The sequence below is a fragment of the Sulfuricella sp. genome (assembly GCF_035531155.1).
Taxonomy (GTDB): domain Bacteria; phylum Pseudomonadota; class Gammaproteobacteria; order Burkholderiales; family Sulfuricellaceae; genus Sulfuricella.
The window spans coordinates 39,008-61,274 of sequence record NZ_DATKTK010000043.1 but is presented as its reverse complement, the minus strand read 5'-3'; the positions used below and the strand labels follow the sequence as shown (position 1 = coordinate 61,274).

24 protein-coding genes are annotated in these 22,267 nt (G+C 56.7%); 19 read left to right on the top strand and 5 right to left on the bottom strand.

Going from position 1 to position 22,267, the window contains the following annotated elements; all coding sequences use genetic code 11:
- Window positions 1-3 precede the first annotated feature (3 nt).
- The 5 genes from VMV64_RS09310 to VMV64_RS09290 form a co-directional block, all read right to left on the bottom strand.
- A complete protein-coding gene (locus VMV64_RS09310) occupies window positions 4-1,839 on the bottom strand; it encodes a chemotaxis protein CheA (RefSeq protein WP_325329683.1) in 1,836 nt (611 codons plus the stop codon).
- Between the two features lie 39 nt (window positions 1,840-1,878).
- Window positions 1,879-2,637, bottom strand: a complete 759-nt coding sequence (gene cheZ / locus VMV64_RS09305; protein WP_325329682.1) for a protein phosphatase CheZ — start codon at window positions 2,635-2,637, stop codon at window positions 1,879-1,881.
- A gap of 15 nt (window positions 2,638-2,652) precedes the next feature.
- A complete protein-coding gene (gene cheY / locus VMV64_RS09300; RefSeq protein WP_325329681.1) occupies window positions 2,653-3,042 on the bottom strand; it encodes a chemotaxis response regulator CheY in 390 nt (129 codons plus the stop codon).
- Window positions 3,043-3,150: 108 nt separating this feature from the next.
- Entirely contained in the window at window positions 3,151-4,083 is a 933-nt protein-coding gene (locus VMV64_RS09295) for a chemotaxis protein (protein WP_325329680.1), read from the bottom strand.
- Between the two features lie 12 nt (window positions 4,084-4,095).
- A complete protein-coding gene (locus tag VMV64_RS09290; protein ID WP_325329679.1) occupies window positions 4,096-5,049 on the bottom strand; it encodes a chemotaxis protein in 954 nt (317 codons plus the stop codon).
- Between the two features lie 332 nt (window positions 5,050-5,381).
- Between VMV64_RS09290 and VMV64_RS09285 the strand changes: the two genes are divergently transcribed.
- The 19 genes from VMV64_RS09285 to VMV64_RS09195 all read left to right on the top strand — a co-directional run bounded on the left by VMV64_RS09285 (window position 5,382) and on the right by VMV64_RS09195 (window position 21,988).
- Window positions 5,382-6,563 carry a sensor histidine kinase gene (locus tag VMV64_RS09285; RefSeq protein WP_325329678.1) on the top strand — a complete coding sequence of 394 codons (1,182 nt, stop codon included), beginning with the start codon at window positions 5,382-5,384 and terminating at the stop codon, window positions 6,561-6,563.
- 26 nt (window positions 6,564-6,589) lie between these two features.
- Complete coding sequence (locus tag VMV64_RS09280; protein WP_325329677.1) at window positions 6,590-7,924, top strand: sigma-54 dependent transcriptional regulator; 1,335 nt, start codon at window positions 6,590-6,592, stop codon at window positions 7,922-7,924.
- A 106-nt stretch (window positions 7,925-8,030) separates the two neighbouring features.
- Window positions 8,031-8,351: a flagellar hook-basal body complex protein FliE gene (fliE, locus tag VMV64_RS09275; protein WP_325329676.1), complete on the top strand. Its 321-nt coding sequence runs from the start codon at window positions 8,031-8,033 to the stop codon at window positions 8,349-8,351.
- Between the two features lie 95 nt (window positions 8,352-8,446).
- The gene (gene fliF / locus VMV64_RS09270) at window positions 8,447-10,057 is read left to right on the top strand and encodes a flagellar basal-body MS-ring/collar protein FliF (protein WP_325329675.1); all 1,611 of its coding nucleotides are present in this window, start codon (window positions 8,447-8,449) and stop codon (window positions 10,055-10,057) included.
- A complete protein-coding gene (fliG, locus tag VMV64_RS09265; protein ID WP_325329674.1) occupies window positions 10,054-11,046 on the top strand; it encodes a flagellar motor switch protein FliG in 993 nt (330 codons plus the stop codon). Before fliF ends, fliG begins: the two co-directional genes overlap by 4 nt.
- Complete coding sequence (locus tag VMV64_RS09260) at window positions 11,039-11,644, top strand: flagellar assembly protein FliH (RefSeq protein WP_325329673.1); 606 nt, start codon at window positions 11,039-11,041, stop codon at window positions 11,642-11,644. The genes fliG and VMV64_RS09260 overlap by 8 nt, the downstream gene beginning before the upstream one ends.
- 36 nt (window positions 11,645-11,680) lie before the next feature.
- Window positions 11,681-13,081 (top strand): flagellar protein export ATPase FliI, encoded by a 1,401-nt coding sequence (gene fliI, locus VMV64_RS09255; RefSeq protein WP_325329672.1) that lies wholly within the window; start codon window positions 11,681-11,683, stop codon window positions 13,079-13,081.
- A gap of 19 nt (window positions 13,082-13,100) precedes the next feature.
- Window positions 13,101-13,562, top strand: coding sequence for a flagellar export protein FliJ (fliJ, locus tag VMV64_RS09250; RefSeq protein ID WP_325329671.1), 462 nt, complete (start codon window positions 13,101-13,103; stop codon window positions 13,560-13,562).
- A gap of 61 nt (window positions 13,563-13,623) precedes the next feature.
- On the top strand, window positions 13,624-14,655 hold the full coding sequence (locus tag VMV64_RS09245) for a flagellar hook-length control protein FliK (RefSeq protein ID WP_325329670.1): 1,032 nt from the start codon (window positions 13,624-13,626) through the stop codon (window positions 14,653-14,655).
- Window positions 14,656-14,907: 252 nt separating this feature from the next.
- Entirely contained in the window at window positions 14,908-15,405 is a 498-nt protein-coding gene (gene fliL, locus VMV64_RS09240; protein WP_325329669.1) for a flagellar basal body-associated protein FliL, read from the top strand.
- A gap of 36 nt (window positions 15,406-15,441) precedes the next feature.
- Window positions 15,442-16,443: a flagellar motor switch protein FliM gene (gene fliM, locus VMV64_RS09235; protein ID WP_325329668.1), complete on the top strand. Its 1,002-nt coding sequence runs from the start codon at window positions 15,442-15,444 to the stop codon at window positions 16,441-16,443.
- Window positions 16,436-16,939, top strand: a complete 504-nt coding sequence (gene fliN, locus VMV64_RS09230; protein ID WP_325329667.1) for a flagellar motor switch protein FliN — start codon at window positions 16,436-16,438, stop codon at window positions 16,937-16,939. The genes fliM and fliN overlap by 8 nt, the downstream gene beginning before the upstream one ends.
- Window positions 16,936-17,400, top strand: a complete 465-nt coding sequence (fliO, locus tag VMV64_RS09225; RefSeq protein WP_325329666.1) for a flagellar biosynthetic protein FliO — start codon at window positions 16,936-16,938, stop codon at window positions 17,398-17,400. The genes fliN and fliO overlap by 4 nt, the downstream gene beginning before the upstream one ends.
- Window positions 17,401-17,467: 67 nt before the next feature.
- Complete coding sequence (gene fliP, locus VMV64_RS09220; protein WP_325329757.1) at window positions 17,468-18,172, top strand: flagellar type III secretion system pore protein FliP; 705 nt, start codon at window positions 17,468-17,470, stop codon at window positions 18,170-18,172.
- A complete protein-coding gene (gene fliQ, locus VMV64_RS09215; RefSeq protein WP_325329665.1) occupies window positions 18,169-18,438 on the top strand; it encodes a flagellar biosynthesis protein FliQ in 270 nt (89 codons plus the stop codon). Before fliP ends, fliQ begins: the two co-directional genes overlap by 4 nt.
- Before the next feature lie 11 nt (window positions 18,439-18,449).
- Window positions 18,450-19,244, top strand: coding sequence for a flagellar biosynthetic protein FliR (gene fliR, locus VMV64_RS09210; RefSeq protein ID WP_325329664.1), 795 nt, complete (start codon window positions 18,450-18,452; stop codon window positions 19,242-19,244).
- Complete coding sequence (locus tag VMV64_RS09205; protein ID WP_325329663.1) at window positions 19,244-19,768, top strand: class I SAM-dependent methyltransferase; 525 nt, start codon at window positions 19,244-19,246, stop codon at window positions 19,766-19,768. The genes fliR and VMV64_RS09205 overlap by 1 nt, the downstream gene beginning before the upstream one ends.
- Before the next feature lie 93 nt (window positions 19,769-19,861).
- Window positions 19,862-20,089 carry a hypothetical protein gene (locus tag VMV64_RS09200; protein WP_325329662.1) on the top strand — a complete coding sequence of 76 codons (228 nt, stop codon included), beginning with the start codon at window positions 19,862-19,864 and terminating at the stop codon, window positions 20,087-20,089.
- A 78-nt stretch (window positions 20,090-20,167) separates the two neighbouring features.
- The gene (locus VMV64_RS09195) at window positions 20,168-21,988 is read left to right on the top strand and encodes an adenosylcobalamin-dependent ribonucleoside-diphosphate reductase (RefSeq protein ID WP_325329661.1); all 1,821 of its coding nucleotides are present in this window, start codon (window positions 20,168-20,170) and stop codon (window positions 21,986-21,988) included.
- Window positions 21,989-22,267 lie beyond the last annotated feature (279 nt).

The following is a 22,267-nucleotide window of genomic DNA, read 5'->3' as shown; positions in this document are numbered from 1 at the left end:
CCCTTACGCGGTAAACATCGATGCCTGAGTTACCTCGGTGCTCATTTCCAGCAGCTCCTCGATATCCAGCACCAGCACCACCAGGCCATCACCGGACAGGGTGGCACCTGCGATGCCCTTGGGTTTGATGTCATGCAGCGGCTTGATGACCACGTCATCCCGTCCGATGAAGCCGTCGATAGCCAGGATAAAGTTGGTGGCTGTGGCTTGCATCAGGACACCGAAGGAGGGCATGCCCTCCTGCGGCCAGCCGATCAGGCTGGCCAGGGACCGCACTGGCAGAACCTCGTCGCGCACCACCATGGTTGCTCGGCCTGAAACACGCTGGATTTCTTCGGGATGGATCGGGATGATCTCACGCACCATGGAAAGGGGTACGGCAAAAGGCTGTTCGCCCAGGCGTACCACCAGTACGGGGAGAATGGCCAGGGTCAGTGGTAGGGAGATGGTAATGGTCGTGCCATGGCCGACGACTGAATTGATGTCAATCCGACCATTCAATTTCTGGATGTTGGTGCGCACGACATCCATCCCGACACCCCGTCCAGATACATCGGAAATCTCGTCCTTGGTCGAAAAGCCGGGCAGGAAGATCAGGTTAAGAGACTGCTTGTCATCCAGTGTGTTTGCTGCTTCGGTATCGATCAGCCCTCTTTCGATAGCCTTGCGGCGTATGGTGTCGGGTCGCATACCTTTGCCGTCGTCGGCGATCTCGATAACGATGTGATCGCCTGACTGCATGGCGGAAAGTTTCACCAGGCTCTTGGTCGGCTTGCCTGCGGCGACGCGATCTTGCGTGCTTTCCACGCCATGGTCGACCGCGTTGCGCACCAGATGGACGATGGGATCGTTAAGATCCTCGATCATGGTCTTGTCGATTTCGGTTTCTTCACCCACGATCAGCAGTTCGACGTCTTTTCCCAGTTGCCGAGCAAGGTCGCGTGCCAGGCGTGGATATTTCTGGAACAGCCTGCCGATCGGCTGCATCCGGGTTTTCATCACAGCGTTTTGCAGGTCGCCCACCAAAAGGTCCAGGTGGCTGACGGCTTCGTCCAGTGCCTTGAGGGTGTCTCCATCGGTTTTGCCCTGGAGGATGTTCGCGCGCAGACAGGTAAGACGGTTCTTGGTGAGGCCGATTTCGCCGGAAAGGTTGAGCACCATGTCCAGCCGCGATGTGTCCACGCGGATGGTGGTTTCTTTGGCGGCAGGCTGCTGGGCGGAAGGCGCCTTGGCGCGGGGCACAGGGGCGACCCGGGCTGCGGCTTGGACAACAGGCGCAATCTCCATGGGGAGAGCAACTTCTTGGGGTGCGGCTATGCTTTCCGCGGGCGTTCCGGTGACGGTGTGGTACAACGCCTGCCAATCCGGACCGCCGGATTCCTGGGTGGTGGCCCGGTCTGCGTTGGCAGGCTCGGCTGGTGCGGCAAGAGTCGCCAGCACCACCTTTTCGCCAGCCAGAACGCAGTCCAGTGCTTTCAGAAGCGCGGCATCCGCTGCGTCCGGCAGCTGCGACTGGGCGAGCGAGCCGAACATGGTGCGCACCACGCCGGTTGCGTTCATGATGACATCCATGATCTCGGCAGTCAGGGCCAGCTCGCCGGTGCGCAACTTGTCGAACAGGTTTTCGGTGCGGTGGCACAGCCCGACCAGATCGTTGACGTTGAGGAAGCCGGCGCCGCCCTTGATCGTGTGGAAGCCGCGGAAAATATCGTTTAGCAGCGCCTTGTCACTGGGGCGCTTTTCCAGTTCGACCAATTTGTTGTCTACATCAGACAGCAGCTCACCCGCTTCTGTCAGAAAATCCTGTAGTAACTCTTCCATTCCGGCGAAGTGGCTCATAATTTCTCCCGGCTACTGAGTTTATTTGAAATTGTTGGATTAAAAGCCCAGGCTTTCGAGCAGATCGTCGACCTGGACCTGGCTGGTTACCACGTCAGTCCTGCCTACGGCATTGATCACCGGGCCGTTCAGCAAGCTGGCATCCATTTCGTTTTTCTTCTCGGCAGGTGTCGTCGCCAGCAGCAATTGCAGCATGTCCCGTTCCATTTGCTGGGCCATATCGGCGACTTTCTTGATCACTTGGCCGGTCAGGTCCTGAAAGTCCTGCGCCATCATGATTTCCATGAGCTGGGCATTGGTTGCCTTGGTCTGACTCGGAACTTCTTTCAGGTAGCGGCGGGTTTCTTCCGCCAGTTGTTTGAACTCTTCCAGACTTAGCTGATTGTCGAACAGGCGCTGCCATTTGGAGCTGAGCCCCATCGCACCCGCTTCGAGCTTTTCCTGAATTGGCTGGGCGACTTCCGTGGCGGTCAGTGCGCGTTCCGCCGCCTGTTGCGTCATGGTCGCAATATAGGCGAGGCGTTCGCGGGTGTCGGGGATGGCGTCTACCGTTGCCGCCAACTTTTTGTCATACCCCAGTTCACGTAGCGTATCGTGCAGCTTGCGCGTCAAGTGGCCGATTTGCGAGAATAGGCTCTCGTCGCCGGGAACTATTGTTGGGTCAGTCGCTGCGGTTGGCGCAGAGGTGTCCTGTTTGGTTTCGGGTACGGCCGGTTGTGTGCTGCTGGCCATGACTATGCTATCGAACAGGGCTTCCAGATCGTCGGAATCCCCGTTGCCTGAAGTAATGTTACTCACCGAGCGTCTCCTTAATTATTTGCCCATTTTTTCAAAAATTTTATTCAGTTTCTCTTCCAGCACGGCAGCCGTAAAAGGTTTGACGACATAGCCGCTGGCGCCGGCTTGAGCCGCCGCGATGATGTTTTCTTTCCTGGCTTCGGCGGTCACCATCAACACTGGCAAGTGCTTCAGCGTGTCATCTGCACGGATAGCCCTGAGCAGTTCAATGCCAGTCATGTTGGGCATGTTCCAGTCGCTGACCACGAAATCGAAATTGCCGCCGCGTAGCTTGTTGAGTGCGGCTACGCCATCTTCGGCTTCGTCAGCATTGGTGAATTCGAGCTCCTTCAGCAGATTGCGTATGATCCTTCTCATGGTCGAAAAATCGTCGACGATCAGGAATTTCATGTTCTTATCGGCCATGGACTACTCCGCGGGTAATAGGCTTAGCTCTCATCTCGCCATCGTACGATGTCATGGCGCGCTTTAGGGCGTTAGCCTGAATTTTGTTGTTGCGCTTCATCGGACTATCTATCTGAGTAATAAGGGACGTAAAGTGTCGGCCAGAACGGCCGGGTCGAATTTTGCGACATAGGCGTCTACGCCGACGCGCTTGCCCATGTCGCGGTTGGCTTCCGACGAAAGCGAGGAATGCATGACTACCGGGATGCCTTCGAACCGCTTGTCCGCCTTGATGTTTTTCGTCAGGACATAACCGTCCATTTCCGGCATTTCCGCATCCACGAGAATGACCTTGATCTGGTCGTACACCATGGAGCCATCCTGCTGAGCACGGGCGGCCATATTCTGCAGCCTTTCCCAGGCTTCCAGGCCGTTGGTGGCCTGCTGGTATTTAACTCCCAGCTTGTCCAGCACCATCACGATTTCCTTGCGCGCGATCGCGGAGTCATCGGCAAAGAAGATCGCCAGCTCTGTGTCCGTTTCGACCGGGGCGAGGTCGGGCACGGGTTCGATTCCAATGGCGTTGGCCAGAATCTGTTCGACGTCGAGAATTGAAACCAGTTTGCCGTCTGGCAGTTCCGTGATCGCGGTGATCAGGCCATCGTTGCCGGCCAGCATGGTTTGAGGGGGTTTGACCTGGTCCCAGTCGACGCGAATGATGCGGTCGACGTCATGCACCAGGAAGCCCTGAGTGTGGCGGCTGTATTCGGTGACGATCATGGTGTGCCCGGTGTCTGCCGGTACTTCGTCCAGATGGATGATCTTGGCCAGCGCGATGACCGGGATGATATTGCCGCGCAGGGAGATCACTCCCTCGACGCCATCTGGCATATTGGGGGATTTTGTGACCCTGGGAGTCTGGCAGACTTCACGTACCTTGAATACATTGATGCCGAAAATTTCTCCGCTTCCCAATGAGAAGAGCAGGATTTCCATCTTGTTGGAGCCGGCCAGTTTGGCTCTGGCATCCACTGCATCGAGGAGCGGGTTGCGCTTTTCCATACTATTCCCCATTTATTTAACAGGTTCGCTTAACAACTGGGTGAGAGTCGCCGCCAGCTTATGTGGTTCGAATTTCGGAATATAGTCGTCCACGCCGACCGACCGGCCGAGTTGCCGGTTGGCGTCGCTGCTCAGGGAGGAGTGCATGATGACTGGAATGCCGGCAAAACGGGGGTCGCTCTTGACGTGTTTAGTGAGCACGTAACCGTCCATTTCCGGCATTTCCACATCGGTGAGAATCAGCTGGATGAAACTGGTGACCGGGACATGAGCGGCATCAGCCTGAGCGGCGATTTTTTGTAGTTCATCCCACGCCTGCTTGCCATTATTGGCGCTGATGTGTCGGATGTTCATGGCATCCAGGGTGCGCTGGATCTGGTTTCTGGCGACGGACGAGTCGTCGGCAAAGAAGATGGTGCGGTTTTCCACTTCAATGGGTCTGATGTTGTTGAACAGGTATTCGTCATCGTAATGGCTGGTTTCGGAAAGGACTTTTTCCACGTCCATCATCATGACCAGACGGCCGTCCGCCAGTTCGGTGACTGCGGTGATCAGCCCCCCCATCTGCGCGGTGAGCATGTCGGGTGGGACGCGCATGGCCGTCCAGTCGAGGCGCAGGATGGTATCTACCGCTTCCACCAGAAAACCCTGAGTGTGGCCGTTGTACTCGGTGACGATCATGATTTCCGGCTTTTGGTCGGTTTCCACTCCGGAATATTTAACCAGATCGACAACCGGTACCAGGACGCCGCGCAGACTGACCATGCCTTCAACCGAGGACGGCATATCCGGGGCGTGGGTGATCTCCGGCACGCGCATGACTTCGCGCACCTTAAAAACATTGACGCCAAATGTTTCCCTGCGACCGGTGCGGCTGTCCGTGCCCAGGGTGAACAGCAGTATCTCCAGCTTGTTGGTGCCGGCCAGCTTGGTGCGGGCGTCAATATTTTTTAAGAGTTGTGACATGTTGTTGCTCTCCGTGAAAAGTCCTGATCCCGCACCTCAGTCGGGCCTGGCAGGCAGGACATTTTTCAGTATCATACCTCAATACGGCTAAGTTGCATTCTGTTAAATCGGGCGGTTGTCGGGCGGTTACTCGCTGTTTTCAGCACATAATTTAAATTGGCCAGCGATTTAATGCAAATTCGCCCATCTATCATCTCGGGGCATTGATTGTCGAGCCGGGTGGCAAAACGAGCTTTCCCGGTGCTCAGTAAATGTTCTCGGGAGTTGTCCCAAGGTGTAACCGTTCAACAACGACCGGATCAATTACGGTATGATTTCGGCATGAACCGGCCATGGAGCTTAAGGCATTGTCGAATACCCCCAAGCAGGTAGATCCGAAGGAGCTGGAGCAGGCATTTTCGCTGTTCAACGAAGCTTCTGCACAGCTTACCGGCGCTTACCAGGAGTTGCAGCAGCAGGTGGAGCGCCTGACCGGTGAGCTCGCTGTTGCCAATGTGGAATTGCGATGGCAGTTGCTGGAAAAGGAGGCGCTGTCGCAGCGTCTGTCCCATCTGCTTTCCGCCATGCCGGCAGGTGTAGTGGTGCTGGATCAGCCGGGTACTATTATCGAGTTGAACCCCGCTGCCCGGGAGCTGCTGGGGGAGTCTCTCATGGGACGGGCCTGGGCGGAGATCGCTGCGCGCGTGCTGATACAAACGGTGGTGCCGCATGAGTGGGATCTTGTGCCGGTCAGTGGGGCTGCGCCGCGTCGGGTCAGTATATCCAGTAGCCCGCTGGACGCCGCCGGCGGGCAGGTGCTGCTGATTCATGACATGACCGAAGCCTACGCCATGCAGCGCGAGCTGCAGCGGCATCAGAGGCTGTCTGCGATGGGCGAGATGGCGGCGGGGTTGGCGCATCAGTTGCGCACCCCGCTCGCTACCGCTCTGCTCTACGCCTCCCACTTGAAAAAAATTGATTTACCTGAAAACGAGCGGATCCGTTTCGCAGATAAAGTGCTGGCGCGTCTTCGTCACCTTGAGCACCTGATCCAGGACATGCTGTTGTTCGTGAAGGGGGAGGGCGGGGGGCAGGATGTGGTCCGGATGTCTTCCGTGCTGGTTGATTTGCAGCAGGTCATGGAGCCGCAAATGATTGAGCGTGGGTTGAATTTCAGTATTGAGGATGATAGCCGGGGCGCTGCCGTGCTGGGCAGTCGAAAGGCTTTGACTGGTGCCTTGCTCAACCTGCTTGAGAATGCCATGCAGGCTTGCCCGGAGGGCGGGCAGGTCAGCCTGAGGGTTGAACTAGGGGATGATGGTCAAGTGTCGATTGCTGTGGTCGACGATGGCAAGGGAATCGATGTTGCAACCAAGGAGCGCCTTTTTGAGCCGTTCTACACGACCCGCACTGACGGGACAGGTCTGGGGCTGGCGATTGTGCGCGGCGTGGCCGAGGCGCATCGGGGTTCTGTCCAGGTCAAGTCGGCGCCAGGTTGTGGTAGTGAATTCATTCTGCGGCTACCCAAGCTATAATCCGGAAAATTTTAAATTGCGAAACCATGAAAACATTGCCTATCCTGGTCGTTGAGGACGACCGAGACCTGCGCGAAGCCTTGTGCGACACGCTGGGTTTGGCCGGCTACGAGACGCTGGACGCTTCCGATGGGCTTGCGGCGCTTGCGGTGCTGGGAAAGCGTAGTGTCGGCCTGGTCGTGACGGATGTGCAGATGCATCCCATGGATGGACATACCCTATTGCGCGAAATCAAGTCGGTCTATCCTCATGTCCCGGTGCTGCTGATGACCGCCTATGGCATGATCGACAAGGCGGTAGAAGCAATGCGCGCAGGGGCGTGCACTTACCTGACCAAGCCATTCGAGCCGGACAGTCTGTTGGCGGAGGTGGCGCGCTATATGCTTTCTGCGCAACCGGCGAACGGCTCGGAAATGGTGGCTGACGACCCTCGCACGGTTGAGTTGCTGGGGTTGGCGCGGAAGGTTGCCAGTACCAGTGCGACGATCCTGGTTACGGGCGAGTCCGGTTGCGGTAAGGAAGTGATGGCGCGCTTCATTCATCGTCACAGCCCGCGTGCCGACAAGCCTTTCGTGGCGATAAACTGCGCGGCGATTCCGGAAAATCTGCTCGAATCCACTTTGTTCGGTTACGAAAAGGGCGCTTTTACCGGCGCCGCCCAGTCCCACGCGGGCAAGTTCGAGCAGGCGCAGGGGGGTACCCTGTTGCTGGATGAGGTATCCGAAATGCCGATGCCGCTCCAGGCCAAGCTGCTGCGGGTGCTGCAGGAGCGCGAGGTGGAGCGGGTCGGCGGACATAAGGCGATTCCACTCGATATCAGGATCATTGCCACCTCCAACCGCGACATGCGCGAGATGGTGGCGCGCGGCACCTTCCGCGAGGATTTGTATTATCGCCTCAACGTGTTTCCCCTGGAATTGCCGCCATTGCGTGAGCGCCCACTGGATATCATGCCATTGGCCCGGCATCTGCTTGACCGTTTGGGCGGCTCGCTGGGCCGACCCGGAATCGGCTTGTCTTCTGCGACTGCCGAGCAATTGACGCGATATGCCTGGCCGGGTAACATCAGGGAGCTTGAAAACGTCATACAGCGTGCCATGATTTTGTCTCCGGGCGATGTGCTGGAGACGGAGTATTTGCTTCTACCCAAATCCGAACTTGCTGTGCCGCAACCAGGAAAAGCTGTAACCACCGGTGGGGCGGTGGATATGAAAACGCTGGAGCGGACGCATATTCTGGAAACCCTGGCTTCAGTCAGCGGTTCGCGTAAGCGTGCTGCGGAAAAGCTGGGTATGAGCGAGCGCACGTTGCGTTACAAGTTGCAGCAGTACCGCGAAGAAAGTGAAGAAACGGGTCTGTGATGACCAAATTGGGCATGAAATGTGCTTTATTTTTGTGCTGAGACGGGCAAAAAATGGTCGTCGTAATGGATAAACAGCTATAATTCGAGCTGGAGGCCTGAAAGCGATGAATACTACACAGGGAATTGACCAGTTACTCGGCCAGCTGCGCGCTGCTTCGGCTTTGGCTGCCGGCCAGGAGCCTGCTCCGGCGTCGACAGAAGGACCGGATTTTGCGGCGCTGCTCAAGGCTTCGCTGGACCAGGTGAATGGCACGCAGCAGGATACTGCCAATCTGGCCAAAGCGTTCGAGCAGGGCGACCCCAATGCTAACCTCCAGGAAGTGATGATTTCTCTGCAGAAAGCCAATATTTCCTTTCAGACCATGGTGCAGGTGCGTAACAAGCTGGTGTCGGCCTACCACGAAGTCATGAGCATGCAAGTGTGATAGGGATCAAAGCGCTGCACTTGCCATTACTGTATTCCCTCGTTCGGGGGCAAAGCTCAAGCACTCGCAAGTTTGGACTCAAGGCGTAAAATAATATGGCTGTCGCACCACAGCAATCACTTTTCGCCCGTCTAAGAGAATTCAACCGCTTGTCCGGCGGCCAAAAAATTGGGCTGATGCTGGCGCTGGCCGCTGCCATCGCGCTGATTTCCGGCGCCTGGATGTGGTCGCAGACGCCGGACTACCGCGTCCTCTACAGCAACCTTTCCGACCGGGATGGCGGTGCGATCATCAATTCCCTGCAGCAGATGAACGTTCCCTACAAGATGGCGGAGGGGGGCGGCGCCATCCTGGTTGCTTCCGGTCAGGTTTATGACGTGCGTCTGCGCTTGGCATCACAGGGCCTTCCCAAGGGTAGTGTGGTTGGCTTTGAGTTGATGGAAAACCAAAAGCTGGGCACCAGTCAGTTTCTCGAACAGGTGAACTATCAGCGTGCTCTGGAAGGGGAGTTGACCCGTTCCATCCAGTCTCTTTCTGCCGTGCAGGGCGCGCGCGTGCATCTCGCTATTCCGCGCCCTTCAGTCTTTACCCGCGAGCAGAAAAATCCTAGCGCATCCGTGCTTGTTGGCCTCCATCCCGGGCGTTCGCTGGACAAGGCCCAGGTCAACGGCATTGTTCATCTGATTTCAAGCAGCGTGCCGGACTTGCCGGTCAAGAATGTGACTGTACTTGATCAGAACGGCAACCTGTTGAGCTCTGCGGCCGAGGGTAAGGAGGGCGCCGGTCTCGACCCGAGTCAGCTGGAATTTCTACGTCAGGTGGAGCAGAGTTTCATCAAACGTATCGAAAACATCCTCAGCCCGATTACCGGCATGGAAAACGTGCGGGCACAGGTTGCGGCTGAGCTGGATTTCTCCCAGACCGAGCAGACTGCTGAAACCTTCAAGCCCAACCCTGCACCCGCCGAGGCGGCAATCCGCAGTCAACAAAGCAATGAAAACAACACTGGAACAGGACAGGCTGCAGGCGGCGTGCCTGGCGCCTTGTCCAATCAGCCCCCCGGTACAGCTGCTGCACCGATTACGGCACCTGCAGCCACGGCCGTGGCTGCAGCGCCTGCTCAGCCTTCAAGCGGGGGGGGGCACAAGGAGTCGACCGTCAATTACGAGCTGGATAAGACCATCATGCATGTCAAGTCGCCGGTAGGGAGCGTCAAGCGCCTATCTGTGGCTGTCGTGGTAAATTACAAGAAATCCACGGACAAGGATGGGAAGGTTAGCACCAAGCCTTTGACTAACGCAGAAATGACGCAGATCAGCAATCTCGTCAAGGAAGCCATGGGTTACAGACAGGATCGTGGCGATACGCTCAATGTGGTGAATGCCTCATTCAGTGTGGTGACGGAGGAAATTCCGGCAGCACCGATCTGGAAAGATCCGGCATCGATTTCTCTGGTCAAGGATATCGCCAAGAACCTGCTAATTGCCGGCATCGTGTTCTTCCTGGTGTTCAAGGTGCTGCGCCCCCTGCTGAAGGAACTTTCGACCCCGCCGCCGCCAGTGGTTCAGAAGGAGGAACAGGCCGAAGGTTTCTCGATTGCGCCAACTCTGGGGTATGAGGAGCGCTTGCGGTCAGTCAAGGATCTGGCGCGTAAGGAACCGAAAGTGGTGGCTAATGTGGTCAAGGATTGGATTGGCCCATCATGAGTGAAGATGGGGTCCAGAAAAGCGCCATTTTGCTGATGGCCTTGGGTGAGGAGGAGGCCGCTGAAGTATTTAAACATCTCAGCCCCAAGGAGGTTCAGAAATTAGGGCATGCCATGGCAGCCCTGGATAGCGTCAACCGCGTCCAGGTGGAGCGGGTGATGCATGACTTCATGTTCCAGGCAGGAGAAAAGGCCGGCTTGGCTGATTCCGATGAATATATTCGTAGTGTGCTGACTAAGGCGCTAGGTTCGGATAAAGCGGCCAACCTGATCGAGCGAATCCTGCATGGCGGCGATACCAGCGGCATCGAAGGCCTGAAGTGGATGGATGCCGCTTCCGTGGCTGAATTCATCAAGAATGAGCACCCTCAGATTATTGCCACCATTCTGGTTCATCTTGAGCGGGATCAGGCCAGTGAGATACTGAATCTTTTTACCGAGCGTCTGCGCAACGATGTGGTGCTGCGTATTGCCACGCTGGACGGAATCCAGCCTTCTGCGCTGAAGGAATTGAACGATGTGCTGACCAAGTTGCTGTCAGGCGCCAGCAATCTCAAGAAAAGCGTGATGGGCGGTGTCAGGACAGCGGCAGAAATTTTGAACTATGTCGGCACCGCTAATGAAACCGCGATCATAGCCAGTGTCCGCGATTACGACCCCGAACTGGCACAGAAGATCCAGGATGAGATGTTCGTCTTCGAGAACCTGCTCGATATCGACGATCGCTCTATCCAGTTGCTGTTGCGAGAGGTGCAGTCCGAATCCCTGATTATTGCGCTCAAGGGTACGAGCGAAGAGCTGCGCGAGAAAATCTTCAAGAACATGTCGCAGCGGGCTGCTGAAATGTTGCGCGACGATCTCGAAGCCAAGGGTCCGGTGCGCGTCAGTGAAGTCGAGGCGGAGCAGAAGGAAATTCTCAAGGTCGTGCGCAAGCTGGCCGACGAAGGCCAGATTGTGATCGGCGGCGCAGGAGAGGAAAGCTTTGTCTAGCAATATCATTCCCAAGGAGCAATTGAGCGCTTATCAGCGCTGGGAGCTGAATTCACTGGATGGGTCTGCAAGAACAACTGTGCCTTTGCCGACAGCCGAAGAGGTCGAGAATACCCACCAGCAGGCTTATCAGGAAGGATTTGCCGCCGGTTACAGGGAGGGCAAGGGCAAGGTAGATGCAGAGCTGGCGCGGCTGATGCAACTGATGTCGTCACTGGGTGGGGCTCTGAATCAGTTTGATGAAACATTGACACAGAACCTGCTTTCCCTGGCGCTGGATGTCGCCAAGCAAATGTTGCGTGAGGCTTTACGAGTACGGCCGGAGCTGGTTCTGCCGGTGATTCGCGAGGCGGTAAACAGCCTGCCTCAGGCCAGCCAGCATCCACACCTCAAATTGCACCCGGAAGACGCGGCTCTGGTGCGGTCGCTGATGGCGGACGAGCTGAATCACTTTCATTGGAAGCTGATTGACGACAGCCGCGTGGAGCGGGGCGGGTGTCGAGTGGAAACGACGAACAGCGAAATTGACGCAACCATAGAGAATCGCTGGAAAAGGATACTCGTCGCCCTGGGCAGTGAAGGTGCATGGCTTGAATAGCCCCTCTGGGGTGTATGGGTCGTCCAGGCAGGAATCATGACGTCTCCCTCTGAACGCTGGAATGGTTTTCTGCGGGAATGCGGTGAGACCGTTTCCGCCGTCAGCCCTTGGCTCTTGACCGGTCGTCTGACCCGGGTTGCCGGGCTGGTGATGGAGGCGGTGGGGCTGAGGCTTGCGGTAGGCGGTAGCTGTATCGTTCACCTGCCTGACGGTCATGATGTAGATGCCGAAGTGGTCGGTTTCTCCGGTGAAAAACTGTTCCTCATGCCTTCCACCGATGTATATGGACTGGTGCCGGGTGCACGGGTGACGCCGGTGGATACCCCGGCGCAACGTGTCTCCGGGCGGGGCGGATCACCTCACCTACGGCGTCGTTCCGAAGACCGCGTGCGCCAGGTCCAGGTGGGCAATGAGTTGCTGGGGCGCATCCTTGACGGTGCCGGACGTCCGCTGGATCTTCTGGGGCCACTGAATCTGGCTCACCGGGTGCCGCTGCACAGCCGTCCTTGCAATCCCCTTAGTCGAGCCCCTATCCGGCAAGTTCTGGATGTTGGCGTGCGTGCCATCAATGCCTTGCTGACCGTCGGCCGTGGACAGCGCATGGGGCTTTTTGCCGGCAGCGGTATCGGCAAGAGTATTTTGCTCGGCATGATGGCGCGTTTTACCAGCGCAGATGTGATCGTGGTCGGCCTGATCGGCGAGCGTGGCCGCGAGGTAAAGGAATTCATCGAAAACATCCTGGGTCCTGCCGGGTTGGCGCGTTCAGTAGTGGTCGCCGCACCGGCCGACACGCCGCCATTGCTGCGGCTGCACGGTGCGGCTTACGCTACGTCGATCGCCGAGTATTTTCGCGATCAGGGCAAGCATGTCCTTTTGATCATGGATTCGCTCACACGCTTTGCCATGGCTCAACGCGAAATTGCCTTGGCCATCGGCGAGCCGCCAGCTACCAAAGGTTATCCGCCCTCGGTATTCGCCAAGCTGCCACAGCTGGTCGAGCGCGCCGGCAACGGCCAGGCAGGCGGTGGATCCATTACCGCATTTTATACCGTGCTGGTGGAGGGGGATGATCAGCAGGATCCGATCGCGGACAGCGCCCGCGCTATCCTTGATGGCCACGTCGTGTTGTCGCGCAGCCTTTCCGACCAGGGGCATTATCCTGCTATCGATATAGAAGCTTCGGTCAGTCGGGCGATTACCGAGCTGCTTGCACCGGAGGACTTGGCCCGGGTGCGTCGGTTCAAGCTGCTTTATTCCCGCTTCCAGCGCAGCCGGGACCTGATCAGTGTGGGTGCCTATGTCAAGGGCAGTGACCCGTTGCTGGATGAGGCAATGGCGCTTTATCCGCAGATGGAGGCTTTCCTGCAGCAGGATATGCACCAGAGCGAGAACTATGTGGACAGTCGCAGTCGCCTGGCCGCAATGTTCAATACCTAAGCGTGAAACTTGAATAGATATGCCGCGGCGATTTCCTCTCCAGCCACTTCTTGACCTTGCCCAGAACCATACCGATGCTGCGGCGCGCGATCTGCACACGCTTAAGGTCGGGTGGCAGGAGGCAGAGGAAAAGTTCCGGCAGTTGACCGCATATCGTGAAGATTACCGGGCAAAGTTGTTGCAGACAACGAAGCTGGGCATGCAGGTGAGTTCGCTCAGGGATTTTCAACTGTTTCTCGGCAAAATCGAGGTCGCCATCCGCCAGCAGGCAGAAGAGGTGGAGCGCTGCAAAAAACGCTGGGAAGATGGGCGTTATGAATGGCAGGCGAAGCAGCGCAAACTCAAGGCCTTCGATACGCTGTCGCAGCGTCATCTGAGCAGTGAGCGGAAGCGTGAGGATAAACTCGAGCAGCGTGAGCAGGATGAGCTTTCCGGCAATAAATTCAAGCAAGAAGAGTCAACGGATCCGCCGTACTCCTGATGGTGGTATGCGTCTTGCTTTATATTCGGTTGAACCTAAAGCGACTACGAAAGGATGGCCGATGCCACAATTACCTATTACTCCTGCTGTATCTCCACAATCCAGTGCTGGCATCAGTCAGACGTCAGCCCCTGCCGCCACAGATGCGGAAGGTGGGGATGGATTGGAGAGCGCGCCGGGGCTTGATTTCGGGGCGGTTCTCGCCAAACAGTTGAAAGGGGTTGCTTCGCTGCTTGAGCAAAAAGAGGATGCGGGGCTTTCCTTGGTCGCGGTCAACGAAAGCGCTGAATCTGCTGCGAATGCTGGGGCGGCGGTGCTTCCCGTTGATTTGTCAGTCCTGACCGCTTCCATGCTTGTGCCGGCACTTCCTGTCCAGGCAGTGGGCGGGGCCGGAATTCCAGCCGAAGCCGGCGCGGAAAAGCCGTTGATGCTGTTGTCCAAGACTGGCGAAGCCCGGCTGGCGGCAGAAATTGCCGCAAGCGGCAAAAATTTGCCGCAAGCGGTGTCCCCGGAGCAGCGGTTTGCCGACAAGCTGGCGGCCTTGGTGGAAGTTCCAGCAGGCAATGCGGGTGGGGATCTTCATTCGACTGACTTATCCGCTGCGGCGAATCCTTCCGCTACGGCCGTCGTGTTCCGGAATCCGGAGCCGTTACCGGCTTTGCCGGTCGCGCCTAGAGTCGGTTCCGCCGAATGGGGCGGAGCGGTCGGCGAGAAAATTGTGTGGATGGCGAACCAGAGTCATCAAGTGGCTGAACTGCATCTCAATCCCCCCAATCTCGGGCCGCTCGAGGTGCGTTTGACGATCAGCAACGACCAGGCTAGCGCATTGTTCGTTTCCCATCATTCCGCCGTGCGTGAGGCAATCGAGACGGCATTGCCACGATTGCGTGAAATGCTTGCTGACAACGGCATCATGCTGGGCAATGTGACGGTTGGCTCGGAATCCTTCAGCCAGCAGCAAGCGTCTGATCAGAGGGACGGTAAAGAGGGACGTCGCGGCGGGCTGGGGGCGGAGAATGTTATGGCCCGGATAGCTGCGCCGGGGCGCCCTGCTGGACTGGCGCGCGATGGCATGGTTGATATTTTTGCCTGAAATCGATACGCGATTATTCGTTCCAAATAAAGCAGCTATCTCAATGGGATAGCTGCTTTTTGTTTTCTCTGGCGATAAAATAGTGGGCAGAAAATGGTTTTGGCTTGCAGTAGTTCTTGCATTAAATTTGAGTTGATATTATAAAGAACATAAAATATCATCTGAAACTGGTTGTTTTTAATATTGTTTAGTCGTCCGATTTGAAATTAACCGGAGTGGACGATTGAAGTGGCAGTGGCAAGGGGACTAGGCATGGCAAGGGACAAGGCGAAAGAAGAAGCCGTGGCGGATGAGCCACCCAAAAAGAAGAAGGGGAAGCTGTTTCTGGTTCTCGGTATCCTGTTGGTGTTGGGCGGTGCGGGCGGTGGTGCGGCATGGTACTTCACCCAGTCAGACACAAAGCTAGCCGAGCACAAGGAAGAAAAACCGAAGCCGCCTGTTTTTGTGACGCTGGAAACCTTTACCGTGAATTTGCAGGCAGATGGGGGTGGCGAACACTATCTCCAGGTCGGGATTGATTTGAAAGTGACTGACCCTACTGTGGTTGATCTGGTCAAGCTGCACATGCCGGAAATTCGCAATGGCGTGCTGTTGCTGCTTTCGAGCAAGAGTGCCGAGCAGATCGCCAGCCTGGAGGGCAAGCAGAAACTGAGTGCTGACATTCAGGAGCAGGTAAACATACCACTCAATGCCAAGGCTACTGGCAAGGGCGTGACCGGTGTGTTTTTCACATCCTTTGTCATTCAGTAAGAGTGTGTAATCAGCCGTAATACCTAAAGGGCGCACGTGGCAGAAGACATACTGTCTCAAGACGAAGTTGATGCCTTACTCAAAGGGGTAACCGGTGAGGTGGAGGAGGTTGTCGCCGAAAAGGGCGAGGAAGGTGTTCGCCCTTATAATCTGGCCAAGCAGGAGCGAATCGTCCGGGGTCGCATGCCCACCCTGGAGATTATCAACGAGCGTTTTGCCCGTTTGTTCCGAATCGCACTGTTCAATTTCATGCGCCGCACCGCTGAAATTTCCGTTAGCCCGGTGCGTGTTCTCAAATACAGTGAATTTGTTCGCAACCTGGTCGTGCCGACCAACTTGAACATGGTGCAAATCAAGCCGCTACGCGGCACGTCGCTGTTCATTTTTGATCCGAATCTGGTGTTTCTGGTAGTGGACAACCTATTTGGCGGTGATGGACGCTTCCATATGCGCGTGGAAGGCCGTGACTTCACGCCGACAGAGCAGCGCATCATTCAGCGTATGCTGGAAGTGGTTTTTTCCGAATACAAGAAAGCCTGGGAATCGGTCTATCAGGTTGACTTCGAATATATCCGTTCCGAGATGAACACGCAGTTTGCCAACATCGCCACGCCCAGCGAAGTCGTGGTGGTGACTACCTTCAATATCGAGCTGGGATCGGGTGGCGGCGATTTTCACATCTGCATGCCCTATGCTATGATCGAGCCGATTCGCGATATTCTGTATAGCAGCATGCAGGGCGAGCGCATGGAGGTGGATCATCGCTGGGCAAAACTGATGACGAAACAGGTGCAGTCAGCAGAGGTCGATCTAGTCGCGAACCTGGGCGAGGCCCCGGTTAATCTTGGACAAATTCTGAACATGAAAGTGGGGGATGTGATTTCCCTGGATATTCCCGAAGCGATTGTCGCTGAAGTGGATGGCGTGCCTGTGCTGGAATGCAATTATGGCGTTCTCAATGGTCAGTACGCGCTCAAAGTGAACAAAATCATTGCCGGCGCGGATGACGAATCCGGCCACGGAGGCCGTCATGGCTGACGAAAACGCTGAAGATTCGGCCGGTACAGACGATTGGGCGGCTGCGATGGCCGAGCAGGCGACCGCGGATACAGCTGCCGGCACTCCGGCTGAAGACGATTGGGGTGCGGCACTAGCCGAGCAGGCATCCTCTGCGACGCAGGATGCCGCAGCGATGTTTGCCGGAAGCAATTCACCTGCGGCGAAGGCCCAGTTCGAGCAGCTTTCCCCATCCGGCATTCCAGCCGGTGCGCCCAACAACATCGACATGATCCTGGACATCCCGGTCAACCTTACAGTCGAACTGGGGCGCACCAAGCTGGCAATTCGCAGCCTGTTGCAACTGGCCCAGGGATCCGTGGTGGAGTTGGATGGCTTGGCGGGCGAACCGATGGACGTGCTGGTCAACGGTTGCCTGATTGCCCAGGGTGAGGTAGTGGTGGTGAATGACAAATTCGGGATTCGCCTGACCGATATTATTTCCCCCTCCGAACGCATACGCAGACTGCATAAATGAGTCCGATGAAAGAGGTGGTGGCGCGATTCTCCGTTGGGCTTCCTCTGTTTTTTCTGCCTTTCGCTGTCCTGGCTGCACAGTCAGCTATTCCTGCACCGATTGTTTCCCCGGTTTCTTTAGGCGGTATGTTGCAGGTCCTGTTAGGTCTGGGCCTGGTACTGGCGGCGGTAGCCGGCTCAGCCTGGCTGCTCAGACGTTTTTCCCCCGGACAAATCGGTGCGGGCGGAGCAGTCAAGGTAATCGGCGGCGTTGCACTGGGTCCCAAGGAGCGACTGGTGCTGGTGGAGATCGGTGAAACCTGGCTGGTGCTGGGGGTTGCGCCGGGGCAGGTGAACACCCTGCATACTCTGGTTAAACCGGAACGTGGCGCATTTACAGCCGAGGTGTCGTCTGGTGGAGGAGAGCACAGCTTTTCAACATGGCTCAAACAGGCAATGCAGGGGCGCAAACTTGGGCAATAGAACAGAGCGGCTTCTGCTTGGGGCCAAATCATTGTTTGCCGCTGTGCTGTTGGTGCTGGGCGTACTGATGCCATTAACGGTCATGGCGGCCGATCCGGGTTTGCCTGCCTTCACCAGCGCCCCAGGGCCAGGTGGTGCCCAGACGTATACCCTCAGCATCCAGGCGCTGCTGATGATGACAGCGCTGACATTCCTGCCAGCGGTGCTACTGATGATGACGGCGTTTACCCGTATCATCATCGTGCTATCGCTGTTGCGCCAGGCAATCGGCACGATGCAGGCGCCTCCCAACCAGATTCTGATCGGCCTTTCCCTGTTTTTGACCTTCTTTGTCATGGCGCCGGTATTCGATAAAATTTATGCAGAGGCTTATCAACCTTATGCGGCACAAAAAATCGACTTTAACCAAGCGCTGGAGAAGGGTACTGCCCCTTTGAAAGCGTTCATGCTGCGGCAGACGCGCCAGGATGATCTGGCGCTGTTCGTCAAGCTTTCCAACAGCGCGCCCTTGCCCGGCCCGGAAGCGGTGCCGATGAAAATTCTGGTTCCGGCCTATGTAATCAGCGAGCTCAAAACCGCATTCCAGATCGGCTTCGTAGTGTTCATTCCGTTTCTGATCATTGATATGGTGGTGGCCAGCGTGTTGATGTCGATGGGTATGATGATGCTGTCGCCGGTAGTGATCTCATTGCCTTTCAAGCTGATGCTGTTCGTGCTGGTGGATGGCTGGAATCTGATCATCGGTTCCCTGGTGCAGAGCTTCTACACGTGACGCCGGAAAGTGTGATAACTATTGGTCAGCAGGCGATAGAAATCACCCTGCTGGTGTCGGCGCCGCTGCTTCTCTCCGCACTGGCCGTCGGCCTGCTGGTGAGCATCTTTCAGGCCGCTACCCAGATCAATGAAATGACCCTGTCGTTCATCCCCAAGCTGCTGGTGATGTTTTTCGTGCTGGTCGTGGGGGGGCCCTGGATGTTGACTCTGATGATGGATTATACCCGCCGCCTGTTTACCAGTATTCCGGGTTTGGTGGGCTAGCCCATACGGCGATGATCAGCGTTACTTCAGCCCAGTTGAGCGCCTGGTTGGGTGCTTTCATCTGGCCTTTTTTCCGTATTCTTGCCCTGGTCAGTAGCGCGCCTATTCTCGGCAATCCCAGCATACCCGTGCGGGTGAAAGTTGGGCTGGCCGTTGTCCTCACTCTGGTTCTGGCACCCATTCTCGGTAGCATGCCAGCGGTGGAGCCGGGTTCTGCAATCGGTATCCTGATTCTGGCGCAACAAATCGTGATCGGCGTGGCGATCGGATTCACCATGCGCATCATCTTCACCGCAGTGGAAATGGCCGGTAATATTGCCGGTATGCAGATGGGTCTAGGATTCGCTACCTTCTTCGATCCGCAAAATGCGGCCCAGATTCCCGTGGTGGGAACTTTTCTCGGACTGCTCGCCACCTTGCTGTTCCTAGTCTTGAACGGTCATTTATACATGATTGAGGTGTTGGCGCAAAGCTTCCAGGCGCTACCGGTGGCGGCACAACCTTTTTCCGCTGCAGGCTGGCGCGCCCTGGCGGGCTGGGGAGGCGAGATATTTCTCGCCGGGTTGCTGCTTTCCATGCCGATCATGGCAGCCCTGTTGATCACCAACCTGGCGTTGGGCATCATGACTCGAGCAGCGCCGCAACTCAATGTGTTCTCGGTCGGCTTCCCGATCACGCTGGCAGCCGGATTTGTCGTGCTTGCCATTGCCTTGCCTTATTTCGTTCCCTTGTTTGACCGCTTGCTCCATGACGCGCTGCAGATGACGATGCAAGTCTTGCGTCTGGCAAATCCCGTCGCACCCTGATGGTTCCGGATCTACAGTTTGTTTCCGCGCCTTCCGAATGGGTGGTGCGTTGCGCTCCACTTATTCGTAGTGGAGGTCGGGTGCTGGATGTTGCTTGTGGAACCGGCAGGCACGCTCTCTTCCTGCTTCAGGCTGGGTTTCAGGTCGAAGCGGTGGATCGTGATGCCTCCGCATTGGCTTTATTAGCCGGTGTTGTGACACGCCAGGCTGACCTTGAAGGCGAACCCTGGCCGTATTCTGTCGGGGAGTTCGATGGCATTGTGGTGACCAACTATTTGCACCGCCCTCTATTTTTGCACCTGTTCGAAGCGCTCGCAGCGGGTGGGGTATTGATTTATGAAACTTTTTCCGATGGCAATCAACTGCTAGGCCGGCCGCGTAATCCGGATTATCTCCTCAAATCAGGTGAATTGCTTGAACAAGTAAAAGGGCGGCTGGAAGTCAACGCTTATGAGGAATTGTGCGTTATGCAAAATAACCGTGCCGTGGTGCAGCGGATTTGCGCGGTAAAGGCCGTCAAGTAATTTTGCATTTACCCCTTTATTTTTTCCTGAAACACCCGATATATTAATTACAGGCGCCAGAATACAAATGGGCGGAAAAGCGGAGGTGGGATCATGTTAGTGACTATGGATATGTGCTCAGTCAAAGCGGACAGCGACTATACTTCAGAGGTGATGTGCGCCGGCTGGAATCCTGAAATTGCGCTGCTGCAAGGCAGGGCGGCGGAACTTGCCGCACAATTGATCCATTATCAGTCCCAGCGCACGGGCAGTATCTCGGCGGATGTGGCGGCTATGGATGTCGAGACTTTTCTGGCGCGGATGTACGCATCTCAGAGATAGTTTGCAGCCGTTGAGTCCTTTAAAATCGGCGAGAACCGTTTGAGCGGCTCTCGCCTTTATCATTTTTAGGAATCCTCGATGAGTGATGGGCCCTTCACCTCCGATATCTCTTCCCGTATCTGGGATATCCGCTATCGTTACCGCGAGCCGGGAAAGATCATCGACCTGGCCGTTGAGGACACCTGGCGTCGTGTTGCCCGCGCGCTTGCCGAGATGGAGCGGCAGGATAAGGGAATCTGGGAGCGGCGTTTCTACCAGGTTCTGGAGGGGTTCCGCTTTCTGCCGGGTGGGCGCATTCTCGCCGGAGCAGGCACCTCTCACCGGGTCACGCTGTTCAACTGTTTCGTCATGGGTGAAGTAGAGGATGCACTCGACGGCATTTTCGAGGCGCTCAAGGAAGGCGCGCTGACCATGCAGCAGGGTGGGGGGGTTGGCTATGATTTCTCCACCCTGCGACCGAGCGGCGAACCAGCCCGTGGTGTCGGAGTCACCGCTTCCGGGCCGGTCTCGTTTATGCACATCTGGGATAGCATGTGCGCCACCATTCTTTCCACCGGTGCGCGCCGTGGTGCGATGATGGCGACGCTGCGCTGCGACCACCCGGATATCGAGATTTTTATCGCGGCAAAACGTGACCCCAGTGTGCTGCGGCATTTCAATTTGTCGGTGCTGGTGACAGACGATTTCATGCGCGCGGTGCGGGAGGATGCCGACTGGCCGCTGGTGTTTCCGCTCTCAGGGGGTGAATCAACCGGGGAGGTGGTGGAACGTGCATGGTCAGGCAGCAGCACGCCGCGCCGTTGCAAGGTGCTGCGTCGTGTCGGAGCACGGGCGCTGTGGGACAAGATCATGCGGGCAACCTATGATTACGCCGAGCCCGGCGTGATCTTTATCGATCGTGTCAACCGCATGAACAACCTGTGGTACTGCGAACAGATCAGCGCCACCAATCCCTGCGGAGAAATCCCCCTGCCGCACTATGGCGCCTGCAATCTGGGCGCGATCAACCTGACGCAATTCGTCCGGCGTCCCTTTAGGGTTGATGGCGATCTGGATCTGGAAGGAATCGCAGCGACTGCGGCGACGGCTGTGCGCCTGCTCGACAATGTTTACGACCTTTCCCATTTCCCGCTGCAAAAGCAGGCGAGCACCGCGCGCGCATCGCGGCGGGTCGGGCTCGGTCTTACCGGTCTGGCCGATGCCCTGGCGATGCTCGGAATACGCTATGGCAGCCCGGAATCTTTTGTGCTGGGCGAGAAGGTGATGCAGGCGATCTGCCACAGTGCGTACCGGGCATCGATCGAACTGGCGCGTGAAAAAGGGACGTTTCCGGCATTCCAGGCCGACCCCTACCTGGCGGGTGAATTCATTCGCTCCCTGCCCGAGGACATCGTGCAGGGGATCAAGCGTCACGGCTTGCGCAACAGCCATCTGACCGCTATCGCACCGACCGGAACCATCAGCTTGTTGGCGAACAATGTTTCCAGCGGACTCGAGCCGATTTTCGATTGGGAGTACACGCGGCGCATCCGAGAGGCTGATGGCGGCTTTAGTGAGATGCGAGTGGACGACTATGCCTACCGTCAGTTTCGTCTGCAACATGGTGAGGAGGCCTCGTTGCCCACAGCCTTCGTTCGTGTCGGTGAAATTCCGCCGGAAGCGCACATCGGGATGCAGGCTGCTCTTCAGGCTCATGTCGACAACGCCATTTCCAAAACCATCAACGTGCCGATTGAATTCGACTTCGAAGCATTTCGCTCGATTTATGAAAAGGCCTATGACATGGGTCTGAAAGGTTGTACCGTTTTTCGTCCTAACCCGGTTACCGGGCAGGTTCTGCTTGCCGATAGCGGTTCTGTCGAGAAGCAGTGCTGTTCGATTGAGCGCGAAGCGGATTGATCATTTCGCGCAACCTGATATTCGGGTAAACTTAGGGCTCGTTAATGAATAAGTTGGGTATACGTTGCTGCGTATTCGGGATGGATGCAAGGCGCGAGGCGCGGCGAATGGTTGTTCCATTCGCAAGCCTTGCAACGCCGCAGACGCCCGAATACGCAGCAACCCTTCGGGCTGGGGCTGGTTGGGGTGCATTCCGGTGTTGCGAGCCGTTTGTTGTGAACGACACAACGGTGCGTCTCGCGCCTAGGACTGCACCCCAATCAGCCCCAGCGCATGCCC

What these genes read in the sequence shown, in the direction of transcription:
- fliE (WP_325329676.1), top strand. Translation starts at nt 8,031, where the DNA reads ATGAATACTACACAGGGAATTGACCAGTTACTCGGCCAGCTGCGCGCT.
- cheY (WP_325329681.1), bottom strand. Translation starts at nt 3,042, where the DNA reads ATGGCCGATAAGAACATGAAATTCCTGATCGTCGACGATTTTTCGACC.
- fliO (WP_325329666.1), top strand. Translation starts at nt 16,936, where the DNA reads ATGAGTCCGATGAAAGAGGTGGTGGCGCGATTCTCCGTTGGGCTTCCT.
- VMV64_RS09310 (WP_325329683.1), bottom strand. Translation starts at nt 1,839, where the DNA reads ATGAGCCACTTCGCCGGAATGGAAGAGTTACTACAGGATTTTCTGACA.
- fliN (WP_325329667.1), top strand. Translation starts at nt 16,436, where the DNA reads ATGGCTGACGAAAACGCTGAAGATTCGGCCGGTACAGACGATTGGGCG.
- fliR (WP_325329664.1), top strand. Translation starts at nt 18,450, where the DNA reads ATGATCAGCGTTACTTCAGCCCAGTTGAGCGCCTGGTTGGGTGCTTTC.
- fliF (WP_325329675.1), top strand. Translation starts at nt 8,447, where the DNA reads ATGGCTGTCGCACCACAGCAATCACTTTTCGCCCGTCTAAGAGAATTC.
- fliJ (WP_325329671.1), top strand. Translation starts at nt 13,101, where the DNA reads ATGCCGCGGCGATTTCCTCTCCAGCCACTTCTTGACCTTGCCCAGAAC.
- VMV64_RS09195 (WP_325329661.1), top strand. Translation starts at nt 20,168, where the DNA reads ATGAGTGATGGGCCCTTCACCTCCGATATCTCTTCCCGTATCTGGGAT.
- fliP (WP_325329757.1), top strand. Translation starts at nt 17,468, where the DNA reads ATGCCATTAACGGTCATGGCGGCCGATCCGGGTTTGCCTGCCTTCACC.
- VMV64_RS09285 (WP_325329678.1), top strand. Translation starts at nt 5,382, where the DNA reads ATGGAGCTTAAGGCATTGTCGAATACCCCCAAGCAGGTAGATCCGAAG.
- fliG (WP_325329674.1), top strand. Translation starts at nt 10,054, where the DNA reads ATGAGTGAAGATGGGGTCCAGAAAAGCGCCATTTTGCTGATGGCCTTG.
- VMV64_RS09290 (WP_325329679.1), bottom strand. Translation starts at nt 5,049, where the DNA reads ATGTCACAACTCTTAAAAAATATTGACGCCCGCACCAAGCTGGCCGGC.
- VMV64_RS09280 (WP_325329677.1), top strand. Translation starts at nt 6,590, where the DNA reads ATGAAAACATTGCCTATCCTGGTCGTTGAGGACGACCGAGACCTGCGC.
- VMV64_RS09205 (WP_325329663.1), top strand. Translation starts at nt 19,244, where the DNA reads ATGGTTCCGGATCTACAGTTTGTTTCCGCGCCTTCCGAATGGGTGGTG.
- VMV64_RS09295 (WP_325329680.1), bottom strand. Translation starts at nt 4,083, where the DNA reads ATGGAAAAGCGCAACCCGCTCCTCGATGCAGTGGATGCCAGAGCCAAA.
- VMV64_RS09200 (WP_325329662.1), top strand. Translation starts at nt 19,862, where the DNA reads ATGTTAGTGACTATGGATATGTGCTCAGTCAAAGCGGACAGCGACTAT.
- fliI (WP_325329672.1), top strand. Translation starts at nt 11,681, where the DNA reads ATGACGTCTCCCTCTGAACGCTGGAATGGTTTTCTGCGGGAATGCGGT.
- fliL (WP_325329669.1), top strand. Translation starts at nt 14,908, where the DNA reads ATGGCAAGGGACAAGGCGAAAGAAGAAGCCGTGGCGGATGAGCCACCC.
- VMV64_RS09245 (WP_325329670.1), top strand. Translation starts at nt 13,624, where the DNA reads ATGCCACAATTACCTATTACTCCTGCTGTATCTCCACAATCCAGTGCT.